Source organism: Blastococcus sp. SYSU D00868, assembly GCF_054050575.1.
This window is the reverse complement of the sequence record NZ_JBJGZO010000004.1, coordinates 228,908-242,790: the sequence shown is the minus strand read 5'-3', so window position 1 is coordinate 242,790 and position 13,883 is coordinate 228,908. Positions and strand designations below refer to the sequence as shown.

The window sequence follows — 13,883 nt, the reverse complement described above, 5'->3', positions numbered from 1 at the left end:
CCCCCCCGCCCCCCCCCCCCCCCCCCCCCCCCCCCCCCCCCCCCCCCCCCCCCCCCCCCCCCCCCCCCCCCCCCCCCCCCCCCCCCCCCCCCCCCCCCCCCCCCCCCCCCCCCGCGCCCCGGCCGTTGACAGCACGCCCTGTGACCCAGACCATGGGATACGGCGTTCTACCCCCAAGGGAGTCTCCGTTATGGCGGACCTGCTCGCCCCCCGCTCCTCCTACATCGCCGGCCGGTGGGCCGGCACCGCCGCCACCTTCGCGGTGGAGGACCCGGCCGACGAGTCGGTGCTCTGCGAGGTCGCGTCGGCGACGCCGGCCGAGGTCGAGGAGGCGGTCGCGACGGCGCGGGCGAGCTTCGACTCCGGGGTGTGGGCCGACCGCCCGGCGGCCGAGCGCGCCGAGGTCGTGCGGGCGTTCCTCGACGCGCTGGCCGCCCTGCACGCACCGCTGGTCGCCAGCATCTCCGCCGAGGCCGGCCAGCCCGTCTGGTTCGCCGAGATGACCCAGGTCGGCGCCGGGCTCGAGCTGGGCCGGCGCACCGTCGACCTCTACCTGTCGATGCCGCACGAGGAGGCCAATCCCGTCCCCGTCGACGAGCTGGTCCGCGGCCGGGTCGCGCTCAGCGTCCGCCGCCACGAGCCGGTCGGCGTCGTCTCGGCGATCACCCCGTACAACGGCGCCTTCATCATGGCGATGCAGAAGCTGGTGCCGGCGCTGATGGCGGGCAACTCCGTCGTCCTGCGGCCCAGTCCGCTGACCCCGCTGTCGTCGCTGGCCCTGGGGCTGGCCGCCGAGGCCGTCGGCCTGCCGCCCGGCGTGCTCAGCGTCGTGGTCGAGGAGGGCTCGGCCGGCGCGGAGGTGATGACCACCGACCGGCGGGTGGACATGGTGTCGTTCACCGGCTCCACCGCCGTCGGGCGGCAGATCCTCGCCCAGGCGGCACCGACGGTGAAGCACGTGGCGCTGGAGCTCGGCGGCAAGTCCGCGCAGGTCTACCTGCCCGACGCGCTGCACCGGGTCGCCCAGGGCGCCGCCGCCGTCGTCGCGGCCACCGCCGGGCAGGCCTGCGTCGCCGCCACCCGCATGGTCGTGCCGCAGGAGAGCAAGGACGACGTCCTCGCCGCGGTGACCGCCGCGTACGGCGCGCTCACGGTGGGCCCGCCGACCGCCGCCGACACGGTGCTGGGGCCGGTGATCAGCGCCGGGCAACGCGCCCGCTGCGAGCGCTTCGTGGCCCTGGCCGAGGAGCACGGCGGCAAGGTCGTCGCCGGCGGCGGCCGGCCGGAGGGGCTGGACCGCGGCTACTACTTCTCCCCCACGGTCCTCGACGTGCCGGACAACGCCAACCCGGCGGCGCAGGAGGAGATCTTCGGTCCGGTCCTCACCGTGATCGGCTACCGCGACCTCGACGACGCCGTCCGGATCGCGAACGACAGCGACTACGGCCTGTCCGGCCAGGTCTACGGCGCCGACGTCGCCGCGGCCACCGCCGTCGCCCGCCGGCTGCGCACCGGCGCGGTCAACGTCAACACCTCCGTCTTCAGCGCCTACGCACCCAGTGGCGGCTACAAGCAGTCGGGTCTGGGGCGGGAGCGCGGGCCCGACGGGATCCGCGCCTTCCAGGAGGTCAAGCACATGTCCATCGGCGAACTGCCCCGATAGAAACCCATCCCAGGAGCGAGACATGACGACCGAAGCGACTCCGTCCACCGACCTGAACCTCGACTGGCTGATCTCCGTCGACGACCACGTGCTCGAGCCGCCGCACCTGTGGGTCGACAGGGTGCCGGCCAAGGACCGGGACCGGGCGCCGCGGCTGGTGGTGGAGGACGACGGCAGCGACTACTGGCTGTACGAGGGCAAGAAGATGCCGGGCTCGGGCCTGTCCGCCGTCGTCGGCAAGAAGAAGGAGGACTTCAGCCCCGAGCCGATCAGCTACGCCGAGATGGCGCCGGGCTGCTACGACCCGGTGGCGCGGCTGGAGGACATGGACCGCGCCGGCATCCTCGCCTCGCTGAGCTTCCCCTCGCTCCCCCGGTTCTGCGGGCAGCTGTTCGCCGAGGCCAACGACCGCGACTTCGGCCTGGTCTGCCTCAAGGCCTACAACGACTGGATGATCGAGGAGTGGTGCGGCGCGGCACCCGGCCGCTACATCCCGCTGACCCTGATCCCCATCTGGGACACGGCGCTGGCGGTGCAGGAGATGGAGCGCTGCGCCGCGATGGGCTCGCACGCCTTCGCGTTCTCGGAGAACTTCGCCCCGCTGGGCTACCCGACGATCAACGACAAGGACCGGCACTGGGAGCCGGTGCTCGCCGCGGCCAACGACCTGGAGATGGTGGCGTGCATGCACGTCGGGTCGTCCTCGACGCTGCCGGCGATCGCCCACGACGCGCCGTTCATGGCGAACTTGACCTGGGGCGCCAGCCGCACCTCCGGCACCATGCTGGCCTGGCTGTTCAGCGGCTGGTTCCAGAAGTACCCGAACCTGAAGATCGCGCTGTCCGAGGGCGAGATCGGCTGGATCCCCTACTTCCTCGAGCGCGGCGAGCAGGTCCTGGACAAGCAGCGGCACTGGGTCAAGAAGGGCGTGCAGTTCATGGACCACGCCGGCGGCGGCAACGTCATCGACTACGACGACTTCGACCTGCGGCAGCTCTACAAGGACCACGTCTTCGGCTGCATGATCGAGGACAAGCACGGCATCGCCTCGATCGACGAGATCGGCGAGGACAACATCATGTGCGAGACGGACTACCCGCACTCGGACACCACCTGGCCGGACAGCATCCACATCGTCAAGCGGATCATCGACCACCTGCCGGCGGAGACGCAGTACAAGATCCTGCGCGGCAACGCGGAGAAGCTCTACCAGTTCACCCCGGCCGAGCCCCCGGCCGTCTCCCGTGCCTGACGAGGTCCCCGCGGGCCTCGCGGTCGCCATCGACCGCGAGGCCTGCCTCGGCACCGGGATGTGCATCGTCTACGCGCCGCAGACGTTCGCCCACGACGACGAGACGAAGGCGGTCCTGCAGGACCCGCCGCACGATGCCGCGGCCGACGTCGCCGGCGCCGTGGAGGCGTGCCCGGTGGGCGCGCTCGCCCTGCGGCACCCCTCCGCCGCGGAGGGGTGAGCCGAGGGGTGGGGCCGCCCGGGTCCCACCCCTCCCCCGTCCCCCGGTCCGGCCGCCGCCGGCCGGCGTCCCAGGTCCACGATCCCGACCCGATCCCGACCCCGACCCGGCACCGGAGCCGGCCGACAGGAGTGCCGAGAGATGACCGCACCATCGACAGGGACCGCGCCGCTGCTCGACGTGGACCGGGTCCGCGAGCTGTTCGACCTGCGCGGCGCCTACATGGCGCACAACGGCGGCGGCTACGCGCGCGACCCGCACCCGCTGTGGGCGGCGCTGCGCGAGCAGGCGCCGGTGCACGAGGGGACCCTGCATGCGCTGACCGAGGGCGCCGAGGACTGGGTGTTCCAGGGCCTGCCCGAGCCCGACCGGCCGCACTTCACCGCGTTCACGTACGCGGCCTGCAACGACGTCTACAAGGACAGCGAGCTGTTCGCCTCCTCGCCCAGCGCCGTCGACCCCACCGGCTCGGCCGGTGTGGAGAGCAGCATGCTGTCGATGGGCGGGGCGCAGCACCGCCGCTACCGCGCGCTCGTGCAGCCCCGCTTCACCCCCAAGGCCGCCGAGTGGTGGATGCGCAAGTCCATCCAGGAGACCGTCGACGCGCTCGTCGCCCACCTCGCGCCGCGCGGACGGGCCGAGCTCAACGTCGACTTCTGCGCCGCCATCCCGGTGCTCACCATCACCGGCGCCTTCGGCATCCCGGTCGAGCAGGCCCTCGACGTCCGGGCCGCCATGCGCAACCCCGCCGAGCTGGTCGCGATGGTCGCCCCGCTGGTCGCGGCCCGCCGGGAGGACCCGCGCGACGACCTGATCAGCGTCCTGGTCCAGTCCGAGGTCGCCGACGAGGACGGCGTCGTCCACCGGCTGACCGACCCGGAGATCTACTCCTTCTGCCTGCTGCTGCTCCTGGCCGGCTCGGGCACGACGTGGAAGCAGATGGGCATCACGCTCACCGCGCTGCTCCAGCGGCCGGAGGTGCTGGCCGCCGTCCGCGACGACCGCCGGCTCCTGCGCCCGGCCATCGAGGAGGCGCTGCGCTGGGAGCCGACCGACCCGATGTTCTCCCGCTTCGTCACGGCCGACACCGACTTCCACGGGGTGCACCTGCCCAAGGGCGCCGTCCTGCACATCGCCCTCGGCGCCGCCAACCGCGACCCCGCGCGCTGGGAGCGTCCCGACGAGTACGACATCCACCGGCCGCCGCGGCCGATGCTCGCCTTCGGCGGCGGCCCGCACATCTGCCTGGGCATGCACGTGGCCCGCGCCGAGATGGTCGCCGGCATCGGCGCGCTGCTGGACTCCCTGCCCGACCTGCGCCTGGACCCGGACGCCGAGCCGCCCCGGTACGTCGGCTTCTACGAGCGGGGCGCGACCGCCATCCCCGTCGTCTTCGACAGCTGAAGGGACCCCCGACATGGCCACGTACCAGCAGATCGACGGCACGCTGCTCAACGCCGAGCACGTGCAGCGCTATCGGGAGACCGACGGGGAGGTCGGCTACATCTGGAACGGGGTGCCGATCCTCCTGCTGACGACGACCGGCCGGAAGAGCGGGGAGCGCCGCACGACGCCGCTGATCTTCGCCCGCGACGGCGAGGACTACCTCGTGGTCGCCTCGCAGGGCGGGGCGCCGACGCACCCGAACTGGTACCTCAACCTGCTCGCCGACCCGCGCGCGGAGATCCAGGTGAGGGCCGAGCACATCCCGGTGACCGGCCGCGCCGCGACCGAGGAGGAGCGCCCCCGGCTGTGGGACGTCGTCCGCGGCCCGTGGCCCAACTACGACGTCTACCAGGAGCGCACCGACCGGGTGATCCCCGTCGTGGTGCTCACCCCGGCCGGGGGTGCCGGGCGTGCCTGAGCAGACGCCGCAGGCCTTCGACGGCCTCCGGGTCGTCGAGCTCGCGCAGTGGGTGTTCGTCCCCGTGGCCGGCGCGCTGCTGGCCGACTGGGGGGCCGACGTCGTGCACGTCGAGCCGCTGACCGGCGACCCCTACCGCGGGCTGATGACCCAGGGCATCGGCTCGGACGCCGGCGGGGTGAACGTGTCGATGGCGCTGGCCAACCGCGGCAAGCGGTCGATCGCCCTCGACGTCCGCACCGAGCGCGGGCAGGAGGTGCTGCACCGGATGCTCGAGTCGGCCGACGTGTTCCTCACCAACCTGCGCCCGGGGGCGCTGGAACGCCTGGGCCTGGGCGCCGAGGAGCTCACCGCCCGCTACCCGCGGCTGGTCTACGCCCGCGGCCACGGCTACGGCGCCCGCGGCCCGGACGCCGACCAGGCCGGTTACGACTCCTCGGCGTTCTTCGCCCGCGGCGGGCTGGCGCACATCCTCACGCCGCCGGGCCTGGAGTACCCGATCGGCCAGCGCGGCGCGATGGGCGACCGCAACGGCGCGATGGCGCTGGCCTTCGGCATCGCCGCGGCGCTGCTGCGCCGGGAGCGCGGCGGCGCCGGCGGGGTCGTCGACGTGTCGCTGCTGGCGACCGCCATGTGGACGCTGTCGTCGGACGTGCTGGCGGCGCTCAGCGGGCAGGCGCCGCGGCCCAACCCGGGCCGCGGGCCGACCCCGAACCCGCTGACCGGCACCTACCGCACCGCCGACGGCCGGCACGTGCAGCTGGTGTTCCTGGAGGCCGACCGCTACTGGGCGCCGTTCTGCAAGCTCGTCGGTCGGCCGGAGCTGGTCGACGACCCCCGGTTCGCCGACATCCACGCCCGCCGGGAGCACAGCGCCGAGTGCGTGGCGCTGCTGGACGAGGAGTTCGCCAAGCGGACGCTCGCCGAGTGGGTCGAGCTGCTGCGCGGGCTGGACGCCCCGTGGGCGCCGGTGCAGTCGGTCCCCGAGCTGCTGGACGACCCGCAGGTCGCCGCCAACGACTACATCGGCACGGTCGACGACGGCGGCACCACCTACCGGCTGCCCAACGTGCCGGTGCAGTTCGACGGCCGGCCGGCGCAGCTGCGGCGCGGGCCCGAGCACGGCGAGCACACCGAGACCGTGCTGCTCGAGCTGGGCTACGGCTGGGACGACATCGCCGAGCTGCAGTCGTCGCGGACGATCCCGTGACGGCCGCCTCGGAACGCCCCGACCAGCGCCCGGTCCCGGTGCCCGACGAGCTGTCGGCGCCGTTCTGGGCGGCGGCCGCCCGGCACGTGCTGACGCTGTCGCGGTGCTCGGACTGCGGCACGCTGACCCACCCGCCCGACGTGGTCTGCGACGCGTGCGGCAGCACCGACCCGCGGTTCGCAGCGGTGCCGGTCGACGGGCGCGGCGCCGTCCGCTCGTGGACCGTCGTCCGTCAGTCGTTCCTGCCCGGCTTCGCCGACCTGCTGCCGTTCGTGCTCGTCGACGTCGAGCTGACCGAGGCCCCCGACGTCCGCCTGGTCGGGCGGCTGCTCGACGGGCCGGACGCCGCGCTGAAGGCCGGCTCGCCGGTCCGGGTCGCCTTCGAGGACCTGCGCGAGGGCGTCGCCGTCCCGGCGTTCGAGCTGGCCATGTCGGCATGAGGAGGGCGTCGTGACCGCGCGGAACCGGGTGGCGATCGTGGGCTACGCGCAGAGCCCGGTGACCCGGCACGCCGACCGCACGCTCGGCGCGCTGACGGTCGACACGGCCCGCGCGGCCATCGCCGACGCCGGCCTGACCCCCGCCCAGGTCGACGGGTACGTGACGGCGACGCTCTTCCCGACCTCCGGCGAGCACGCCGTGGTCGACGGCGTCAGCGTCGTCTCCGCCGACTGGCTGGCCGCCCGCCTGCACCCCAACCCGAGTTACGCCGCGGGCTTCTCCGGGCTCGGGCAGATCCCCGGCTCGATGGCGATCGCGGTGAACGCCGTGGCCAGCGGCGCGGCGGAGTACGTCCTGGTGCACCGGGCGCTGCACAACCCGCCCGGCAGCTACCACGCCACGAGCACCACCGAGTTCCGCGGGCCGATGCAGTGGACCGCCCCGCAGGGCTTCTTCGGGCCGCTGGCGATGATCGCGCTGACCTACAACGAGTACGCGCAGCGGTACGGCGCCTCCCGCGAGGCGCTGGCCGAGGTCGTGGTGGAGGCCCGGAAGAACGGGGCCCGGCTGCCGTGGTCGTACTGGTCCGGCCGCCCGCTGACCGCCGAGCAGTACCTGGCCGACCCGATGCTGGACGACCCGATCGGCCGGTTCGACTGCGACATCCCCGTCGACGGCGTCGCCGCGTTCGTGCTCACCACCGCCGAGCGGGCCCGCGACCTGCCGCACCGGCCGGTGCACGTCTCCGGTTACGCCACCGGCGGCCCGCCGAAGCGCCGGCTGCCCGCGCACTGGCCGCTGGACGACCTCATGACCGCCGGCGCCGGGATGGCGCAGCGGCTGTGGGCCGGCGCCGGGATGGGGCTGGACGACATCGACCTGCTGCAGGTCTACGACGGCTTCTCGCCGCTGGTCTACCTGTGGTTGGAGGCGCTGGGCCGCTGCCCGGTCGGCGAGGGCCACCGGTACGTGCGCGACGGCGGCATCGACAGCGACCGCCCGGACGCCGACCCGGTGCTGCTGTCCGGCGGCTCGCTGGGCAACGGCCGCATGCACGGCGTCCCGCAGATGCTGGAGTGCTACCTGCAGGTCGCCCACCGGGCGGGTGAACGCCAGCGGGACGGCGTCACGACCGCGTTATCCTGCCACTCGTCACCGCACCTCGGGGGTGCGCTGATCTACAGCGCGGAGGCCACCTGATGGCGGACAACGTCGAGGACGCCGAGGGTCCGCAGTCCTCCTGGGTCACGCGGGCGGCCGACCGGGCCCCGAGCGTGCAGAACTCGCGGCTGCGCAGCATGCAGCGGGCGCAGCAGATCGTCGACGCCGCCCGCCGGCTGGTCAGCAGCAACCAGGGCGACTTCACCACCCACCAGCTGGTGCGCGAGGCCGGGATCGCGATCCAGACGCTGTACAAGCACTTCCCGAGCAAGGACCACGTGATGCTCGCGGTCCTCGAGGACACCATCGGGGAGTCGGCGGAGTCGCTGCAGGACGCCGGGTCCGCCATCGAGGACCCGGTGGAGCGGCTGCGGTTCTACGTGTACTCGGTCGTCTCCGGCCTGGACCGGGAGGGCAACCGCTTCATCCCGGCCGAGCACTGGCGGCTGATCCAGCTCTACCCGGACGAGGTGGAGCAGGCCCGGCGGCCGATCGCCGAGCTGTTCGCCAAGGCGCTGCAGGACGCCGCGCAGCAGCACCTCATCGACCCCGCCGACGTGGAGCAGGCCGCCTGGTTCACCAACCAGCTGCTGCTGTCGACCTTCCACCACCACGCCTTCGCCACGACGCGGGAGTCCAGCGAGGTCATCGCGGCGCACCTGTGGGCGTTCCTGCTGCGCGCCTACGGCGGCGGGGCCGCCGACCCCGCGGCCGCGCCGCCCCCCGCCGCGCCGCCGCCGCCCGCCCCGCCCCCCGCGCCCCCGGCGCCGGCGGGCTGACCGCCCGGCGCCCGCAGCGCCGGCACCACCTCGGCCAGCAGCCGGCGGGCCACGGCGCCCGGGTCGCCGGTGCCCACGGCCGGCACCAGCACCAGGTGCCGGGCGCCGGCGTCGACGAACGCCTGCAGCACGGCGGTCACCTCGCGCGGGGTGCCCGCCGCGGCGACGGCGTCGAGCATCCTGGTGAGGTCCTGGCGGTAGGTGCCGCCGAGGGTGCGGGCCGCCTCCTGGCGCGCGCGGGCGCCGTCGTCGTCCAGGTTGACGAAGACGAACGCGTACCAGCCGAATCCCGCCAGGTCCCGGCCGGCCGCGGCCGCGTGCTCGCGGACCGTCGCCACCGACGCCGCGTAGCGGCGCGGCGAGTACAGGTAGGGCATCCAGCCGTCGCCGAGCAGCGCCGCCCGGCGCATCGCCGGCTCCCTGCGGCCGGCGACGACCACCGGCGGGCCGCCGGGCTGCACCGGCGCCGGGTGGATGCGGACGTCGGCCATGGGGTGGAACGGCCCGTCGTGCGTGACCTCCTCGCCGGTCCACAGCCGGCGCAGCAGTGGGATGGCCTCGTCGGTGCGCCGGCCCCGCTCGGCGGTCGGGACGCCGCAGGCGCGGAACTCCTGCGGGTACTCGCCGCCCACGCCGACCCCGAGCACCACGCGGCCGCCGGTGGCGCGGTCGAGGTCGGCGACCTGCTTGGCCACGATCGCCGGCGGATAGAGCGGCAGCAGCAGCACCGCCGTCCCGATCCGCACCCGCTCGGTGACGGCGGACAGCCGGGCCAGCGCCGTCACCGCCTCCGGCGAGGGGTTCGAGGAGGCGACGTGGCCGCCGGTCCAGAGCGAGTCGGCGCCGAGCCGCTCCAGCCGGACCGCGGCGGCCACGTCGCCGCCCACCATGAACCCGACCTCGAGGCCGCCGGTCCCCTCGCTCACCGGCGCCGGGTCGCGGCGCGGGGGGTCACCGCAGGACCGAGGCCAGGGCGTCGTGGTCCTCGGCCGCCGTCCCGAGCCGGGTGAGCAGCTCGGTGGTGATCGGCGGGGCGACCCGCAGGGTGATCGCCCACAGGTAGAAGCCGTGCACGATGCCGAACCGGATCAGCCGCCAGGCCTCGTCCTCGTCGGGCCGGTCGACCCCGCCGGCGGCCAGGGCGTCCAGGTAGTGCCGCAGCAGGTCGCGCTCCACCCCGCGTCGCACCTGGGCCGGCATCGTCGAGCCGATGTGGTAGCCGACGTCGACGTACCACGGGCCCCGCTGCACCAGCTGCCAGTCGACCAGGCAGGAGCGCCCCCGGCCGTCGAGGAAGACGTTGCCCACGTGGGCGTCGCCGTGCACGACCGACCACGGGGCCGCGGTCTCCGTCCGCCCGACGACGGCGGTGTAGGCCTCGATCAGCCGCTGCCCGTCGCGCACCGACTCCGGGACGCCGGCGCCGATGGGGCCCTCGAAGTTGCCCCGGATCTCCGGCAGCCCTCGGTTGCCCAGGATGTGCCGCAGCGAGGGGGTGAGCCACGGCTGGGCCTCGACGGCCGGGTCCATCCAGGTCGCGGCGTGCAGGGTCGCGAACTGCTCGAGGCTCTGCGCGACCTGGTCGGGCGTGTACTCGCTCAGCGGGTCCAGGAAGTCGCCGCCCTGCGCGAGCACGTCCTCGGTGACGACGACGCTCCCCCGGGTCCCGGGGTCCACCGCGGCGTACACCGGGCGCAGCGTGCGCACGCCGGTGTCGCGGGCCAGCGACCCGTAGAACATCGCCTCGGCCAGGCCGGCGGCCGAGGCCTCCCCGTTGCCCATGTCGGAGAAGTAGCCCTTCACGCACAGGTCGCGCGGCAGCTCGTCGGCCGGGGCGCCGGTGTAGGAGATGCGGAAGCGCGCGTTGCACGACACCCGGCTGACCACCGGCCCCGGCGTCACCTCGTGCACCTCCACGTCGGGGAAGCGGGTGCGCAGCGCGGAGGTGAGCCACCCGGGCGTCAGCGCCTCGGCGAGGGTCTGCGGGATGGGGCGGGAGTCGACCGCGGCCGCGGTGCCGGCGCTCACGGCGCCGTCACCCCGGCGTCGACGGGGAGGGTGACCCCGGTGACCGCGCGGGCCCGGTCGGAGACCAGCCACACGATGGCGTTGCTGACGTCCTGCGGGTCGAGGATCTGGATGGGCAGCAGCCGCGGCTGGGTCTCCACCACCCCCGCGCCGGCCTTGTAGAACTCCTCGAACTGCGGGTTGATCACCATCGGCGTCGCGACGCCCATGGGGTGCACCGTGTTCACCCGGATGTCGTGCTTGCCGAGGGTCTTGGCGTAGCCGCGCATCAGGCCGATGACGCCGTGCTTGGAGGCGGTGTAGGCGGCGATCCCGCCGGTGCCGTCGTGCATGCCGTTGAGGCCCGCGGTCGAGCTGGTGATGACGATCGCCCCGCCGCGGCCGCCGTCGATCATCACCGGGGTGGTGACGCGCAGGGTGTTGTAGACGCCGGTCAGCATCACCCCGACGCCGTCGGCCCAGGCCGCGGCGTCCTCGTCGATGCTCTGGTCCCCGCGCGCCATGTGCAGGATGCCGGCGTTGGCCAGCACGATGTCGATCCGCCCGAACTCGGCCACCGCCTGGTCGACGGCGCCCTGCAGGGCGTGGATGTCGCGCACGTCGGCGACGACCGGCAGGCAGCGGCGGTCCTCCTTCTCGACCAGCGCGACGGTCTCGTCGAGGTCCTCGCGCGTGGCCATGGCGTACGGGACCGTCGGGATCTGGTCCGCGATGTCCACCGCCACGACGTCGGCTCCCTCGCGCGCCAGCGCCAGGGCGTGGGACCGCCCCTGGCCCCGGGCGGCGCCCGTGATGAAGGCGACCTTGCCCTCCAGACCGCCGCTTCCCTGCTGTCCACCCATCCCCGGATCACACCCTCGCGTTGTGGTGCAGAACACAGACAGGCGTGACCATAGAGCGCCGTTCTACCAATGGGAAGGGGCGGCGTCCGCCGAGCGGGGCGGCTCAGCCCCCCGGCCGGTACGGGGGCGCGACACCCCAGCCCCAGCGCGGCACCGGGGCGTGCTCGACGACGTCGGTCGCGTCGCCGGAGTTGTGCATCGCCAGCCGCGTCCCCCACTCGGCGTAGCCCATGAGGGCGGCGCGGAACTCGGGATCGGCGGGCAGGCCGGCGTCGTCCGCGGCCTGCGACAGCAGGGTGACGAAGTGCAGCCGCTGCTCGGGGCGGATGCCCAGCCCGCGGTGCCTGGCGAGCATGTGCTCGTAGCCGCCCAGGGCCGCGGTGTACTCCGCCGGGCCGCCCATGACTTCGCACCACCAGGTGACGACGTCCCGCCGGTGCTGCTCGGTCACCCGCCCGCCGAAGACCGGGGCGAGCAGGTCGTCGTCCTCCACCAGGTCGTAGAAGCGGCCGAGCCAGCGCTCGAAGGCGGGTCGGCCGCCCGCCCAGTCGTGGATCGTCGGCGGGTCGTCGGCCATGCCGGGCTCCTCGGGGGTCGCGGGAGGGGACTGTCCCCTTCTAGACCCCGGAGGCGGCTGGGGACAGGGCTAGGCCGCCGCCTTCTCCAGGACGTGGACGCCGCACGCCGAGCCGAGGCCGATGACGTGCGCCAGCCCGACCCTCGCGCCCTCGATCTGCCGGGGGCCGGCCTCGCCGCGCAGGTGCGTGGCGACCTCCCAGACGTTGGCGATGCCGGTGGCCGACACCGGGTGCCCCTTGGACTGTAGGCCGCCGGAGACGTTCACCGGGGTGCTGCCGTCGCGCCAGGTGGCGCCGGAGCGGAAGAAGTCGGCGGCCCCGCCGGGCTCGCACAGGCCGAGGTTGTCGTAGTGGACGAGCTCGGCGGTGGCGAAGCAGTCGTGCAGCTCGACCAGGTCCAGGTCCGCCGGGCCGACGCCGGCCTGCTCGTAGGCGGTCCGGGCGGCCTGGCGGGTCAGGGTGTTGATGTCGGGCAGCACCTGGCAGGCCTCCTGCCACGGGTCGCTGGTCAGCACCGAGGCGCTGATCTTCACCGCACGCCGCTGCTGCTCCAGCGACAGCGTGCGCAGCCTGGTCTCGCTCACCAGCACCGCGGCGGCCGCGCCGTCGCAGTTGGCCGAGCACATCGGCCGGGTGTTCGGGTAGGCGATCATGACGTCGTTCATGATCTCCTCGAGGCTCAGCCGCTTCTGGTACGCGGCCTTGGGGTTCAGCGTCGAGTGCGCGTGGTTCTTCTCCGAGATGCGGGCGAACAGCTCGAAGTCGACCCCGCCGTGCTTGTAGCCGTACTCCATGCCGATCTGGGCGAAGACGCCCGGCATCGTCTCGGTGCCGACCCGGCCGTCGAGCGGCGCGACCGCGCCGTAGCGGCCGTCGCGGACCCAGTGGCCGCCCTCCTCCTTGCGCGCGTTGCCGGTGAGCAGCCCCGCGCCGGACAGCTTCTCCACGCCGACGGCCAGGCCCGTGTCGACCTCGCCGGCCTTGATCGCCATGACCACGACCCGCAGCGCCGTCGCCCCCGTCGCGCAGGCGTTGGCCACGTTGTAGACCGGGATGCCGGTCTGGCCGATCTGCTTCTGCAGCAGCTGGCCGAAGCCGTTGCCGCCGATGAGGTTGCCGGCGGCGAGGACGCCGATGTCGCGGATGCCCACCCCGGCGTCGCGCAGCGCGCCGATCGCCGCCTCCGCGCCCAGGTCGAGGGTGTCCTTGTCGCGGTGCTTGCCGAAGTCGGTCATGTGGATCCCGAGGATCCAGACGCTCTCCGCCATGGCGGCCTCCCTAGCTGAGCTGTCTTCGTCGCGGCGGCCCCTCACAGGGGCCCGCCGCGAGCATGCGAGTGGTGGGGGCGAGGGGGTCCTACAACGGCTCGAAGCCGTAACCGACGGCCTCGGCGCCGGAGGAGTCGGTGCCGACCGGCACCGTGGTCAGGCGCACCCGCATGCCGAGGGTGACGTGCTCGGGGTCGGGCGGCGTGTTGACGACGTTGCCCTTGACGCTGGTGCCCCCGCAGTCGACGACGCCGGCCACGAACGGCACGTCGACGCCCTTCGCGGCGACCGAGACGATCGTGAAGGTGGTCAGGACGCCCTCGGTCGGCACGTCCACCGTGGAGAAGTCCTGCCCGCCGCAGCTCGCGCAGGCGCTGCGGCGGTCGAAGTAGCGGGCGCCGCAGGCGGTGCACTCGGCGGCGACGAGGTGCGGTTCGCCGTCGAGCACGAGGTAGTCGACCAGCGGCACGCGCTGCATGAGGGCCCCTCCGGTGCTGATCGGGTGTGGCGCGGACCATACCGAGCGGCCCGCCGCGCGAGATCACGCCGAGGGCAAGTTCCTGATTGACTCCAGACT

15 protein-coding genes are annotated in these 13,883 nt (G+C 74.1%); 9 read left to right on the top strand and 6 right to left on the bottom strand.

The annotated features are described in order from the left end of the window. The first annotated feature begins 190 nt into the window (after window positions 1-190). From ACI79F_RS05840 to ACI79F_RS05800, 9 genes are all read left to right on the top strand, one after another. Window positions 191-1,663: an aldehyde dehydrogenase family protein gene (locus ACI79F_RS05840; RefSeq protein WP_456547098.1), complete on the top strand. Its 1,473-nt coding sequence runs from the start codon at window positions 191-193 to the stop codon at window positions 1,661-1,663. Window positions 1,664-1,685: 22 nt separating this feature from the next. Beyond that, window positions 1,686-2,915 carry an amidohydrolase family protein gene (locus tag ACI79F_RS05835; RefSeq protein ID WP_456547097.1) on the top strand — a complete coding sequence of 410 codons (1,230 nt, stop codon included), beginning with the start codon at window positions 1,686-1,688 and terminating at the stop codon, window positions 2,913-2,915. Then, entirely contained in the window at window positions 2,908-3,135 is a 228-nt protein-coding gene (locus tag ACI79F_RS05830; protein WP_456547096.1) for a ferredoxin, read from the top strand. The genes ACI79F_RS05835 and ACI79F_RS05830 overlap by 8 nt, the downstream gene beginning before the upstream one ends. A gap of 141 nt (window positions 3,136-3,276) precedes the next feature. Continuing rightward, window positions 3,277-4,539, top strand: coding sequence for a cytochrome P450 (locus tag ACI79F_RS05825; protein ID WP_456547095.1), 1,263 nt, complete (start codon window positions 3,277-3,279; stop codon window positions 4,537-4,539). A gap of 13 nt (window positions 4,540-4,552) precedes the next feature. Further along, window positions 4,553-4,999, top strand: a complete 447-nt coding sequence (locus ACI79F_RS05820) for a nitroreductase family deazaflavin-dependent oxidoreductase (protein WP_456547094.1) — start codon at window positions 4,553-4,555, stop codon at window positions 4,997-4,999. Continuing rightward, window positions 4,992-6,209 (top strand): CaiB/BaiF CoA transferase family protein, encoded by a 1,218-nt coding sequence (locus ACI79F_RS05815; RefSeq protein WP_456547093.1) that lies wholly within the window; start codon window positions 4,992-4,994, stop codon window positions 6,207-6,209. The genes ACI79F_RS05820 and ACI79F_RS05815 overlap by 8 nt, the downstream gene beginning before the upstream one ends. Continuing rightward, window positions 6,206-6,649 (top strand): Zn-ribbon domain-containing OB-fold protein, encoded by a 444-nt coding sequence (locus ACI79F_RS05810; protein WP_456547092.1) that lies wholly within the window; start codon window positions 6,206-6,208, stop codon window positions 6,647-6,649. The genes ACI79F_RS05815 and ACI79F_RS05810 overlap by 4 nt, the downstream gene beginning before the upstream one ends. Window positions 6,650-6,659: 10 nt before the next feature. Then, window positions 6,660-7,850: a thiolase family protein gene (locus ACI79F_RS05805; RefSeq protein ID WP_456547091.1), complete on the top strand. Its 1,191-nt coding sequence runs from the start codon at window positions 6,660-6,662 to the stop codon at window positions 7,848-7,850. Further along, complete coding sequence (locus ACI79F_RS05800; RefSeq protein ID WP_456547090.1) at window positions 7,850-8,590, top strand: TetR/AcrR family transcriptional regulator; 741 nt, start codon at window positions 7,850-7,852, stop codon at window positions 8,588-8,590. Before ACI79F_RS05805 ends, ACI79F_RS05800 begins: the two co-directional genes overlap by 1 nt. Here ACI79F_RS05800 and ACI79F_RS05795 read toward each other — a convergent pair. From ACI79F_RS05795 to ACI79F_RS05770, 6 genes are all read right to left on the bottom strand, one after another. Further along, window positions 8,494-9,516, bottom strand: a complete 1,023-nt coding sequence (locus ACI79F_RS05795) for an LLM class flavin-dependent oxidoreductase (RefSeq protein WP_456547089.1) — start codon at window positions 9,514-9,516, stop codon at window positions 8,494-8,496. The two genes, ACI79F_RS05800 and ACI79F_RS05795, sit on opposite strands and share 97 nt — an antisense overlap. Before the next feature lie 25 nt (window positions 9,517-9,541). Further along, entirely contained in the window at window positions 9,542-10,618 is a 1,077-nt protein-coding gene (locus ACI79F_RS05790) for a phosphotransferase (protein ID WP_456547088.1), read from the bottom strand. After that, window positions 10,615-11,460 (bottom strand): mycofactocin-coupled SDR family oxidoreductase, encoded by an 846-nt coding sequence (locus ACI79F_RS05785; protein WP_456547087.1) that lies wholly within the window; start codon window positions 11,458-11,460, stop codon window positions 10,615-10,617. The genes ACI79F_RS05790 and ACI79F_RS05785 overlap by 4 nt, the downstream gene beginning before the upstream one ends. 103 nt (window positions 11,461-11,563) lie before the next feature. Further along, a complete protein-coding gene (locus ACI79F_RS05780; protein WP_456547086.1) occupies window positions 11,564-12,037 on the bottom strand; it encodes a group II truncated hemoglobin in 474 nt (157 codons plus the stop codon). A 69-nt stretch (window positions 12,038-12,106) separates the two neighbouring features. Continuing rightward, complete coding sequence (locus ACI79F_RS05775) at window positions 12,107-13,306, bottom strand: thiolase family protein (RefSeq protein WP_456547085.1); 1,200 nt, start codon at window positions 13,304-13,306, stop codon at window positions 12,107-12,109. An 88-nt stretch (window positions 13,307-13,394) separates the two neighbouring features. Further along, window positions 13,395-13,784: a Zn-ribbon domain-containing OB-fold protein gene (locus ACI79F_RS05770; protein ID WP_456547084.1), complete on the bottom strand. Its 390-nt coding sequence runs from the start codon at window positions 13,782-13,784 to the stop codon at window positions 13,395-13,397. Between the last annotated feature and the right edge of the window lie 99 nt (window positions 13,785-13,883).

What these genes read in the sequence shown, in the direction of transcription:
- ACI79F_RS05840 (WP_456547098.1), top strand. Translation starts at nt 191, where the DNA reads ATGGCGGACCTGCTCGCCCCCCGCTCCTCCTACATCGCCGGCCGGTGG.
- ACI79F_RS05835 (WP_456547097.1), top strand. Translation starts at nt 1,686, where the DNA reads ATGACGACCGAAGCGACTCCGTCCACCGACCTGAACCTCGACTGGCTG.
- ACI79F_RS05825 (WP_456547095.1), top strand. Translation starts at nt 3,277, where the DNA reads ATGACCGCACCATCGACAGGGACCGCGCCGCTGCTCGACGTGGACCGG.
- ACI79F_RS05820 (WP_456547094.1), top strand. Translation starts at nt 4,553, where the DNA reads ATGGCCACGTACCAGCAGATCGACGGCACGCTGCTCAACGCCGAGCAC.
- ACI79F_RS05800 (WP_456547090.1), top strand. Translation starts at nt 7,850, where the DNA reads ATGGCGGACAACGTCGAGGACGCCGAGGGTCCGCAGTCCTCCTGGGTC.
- ACI79F_RS05785 (WP_456547087.1), bottom strand. Translation starts at nt 11,460, where the DNA reads ATGGGTGGACAGCAGGGAAGCGGCGGTCTGGAGGGCAAGGTCGCCTTC.
- ACI79F_RS05780 (WP_456547086.1), bottom strand. Translation starts at nt 12,037, where the DNA reads ATGGCCGACGACCCGCCGACGATCCACGACTGGGCGGGCGGCCGACCC.
- ACI79F_RS05775 (WP_456547085.1), bottom strand. Translation starts at nt 13,306, where the DNA reads ATGGCGGAGAGCGTCTGGATCCTCGGGATCCACATGACCGACTTCGGC.
- ACI79F_RS05770 (WP_456547084.1), bottom strand. Translation starts at nt 13,784, where the DNA reads ATGCAGCGCGTGCCGCTGGTCGACTACCTCGTGCTCGACGGCGAACCG.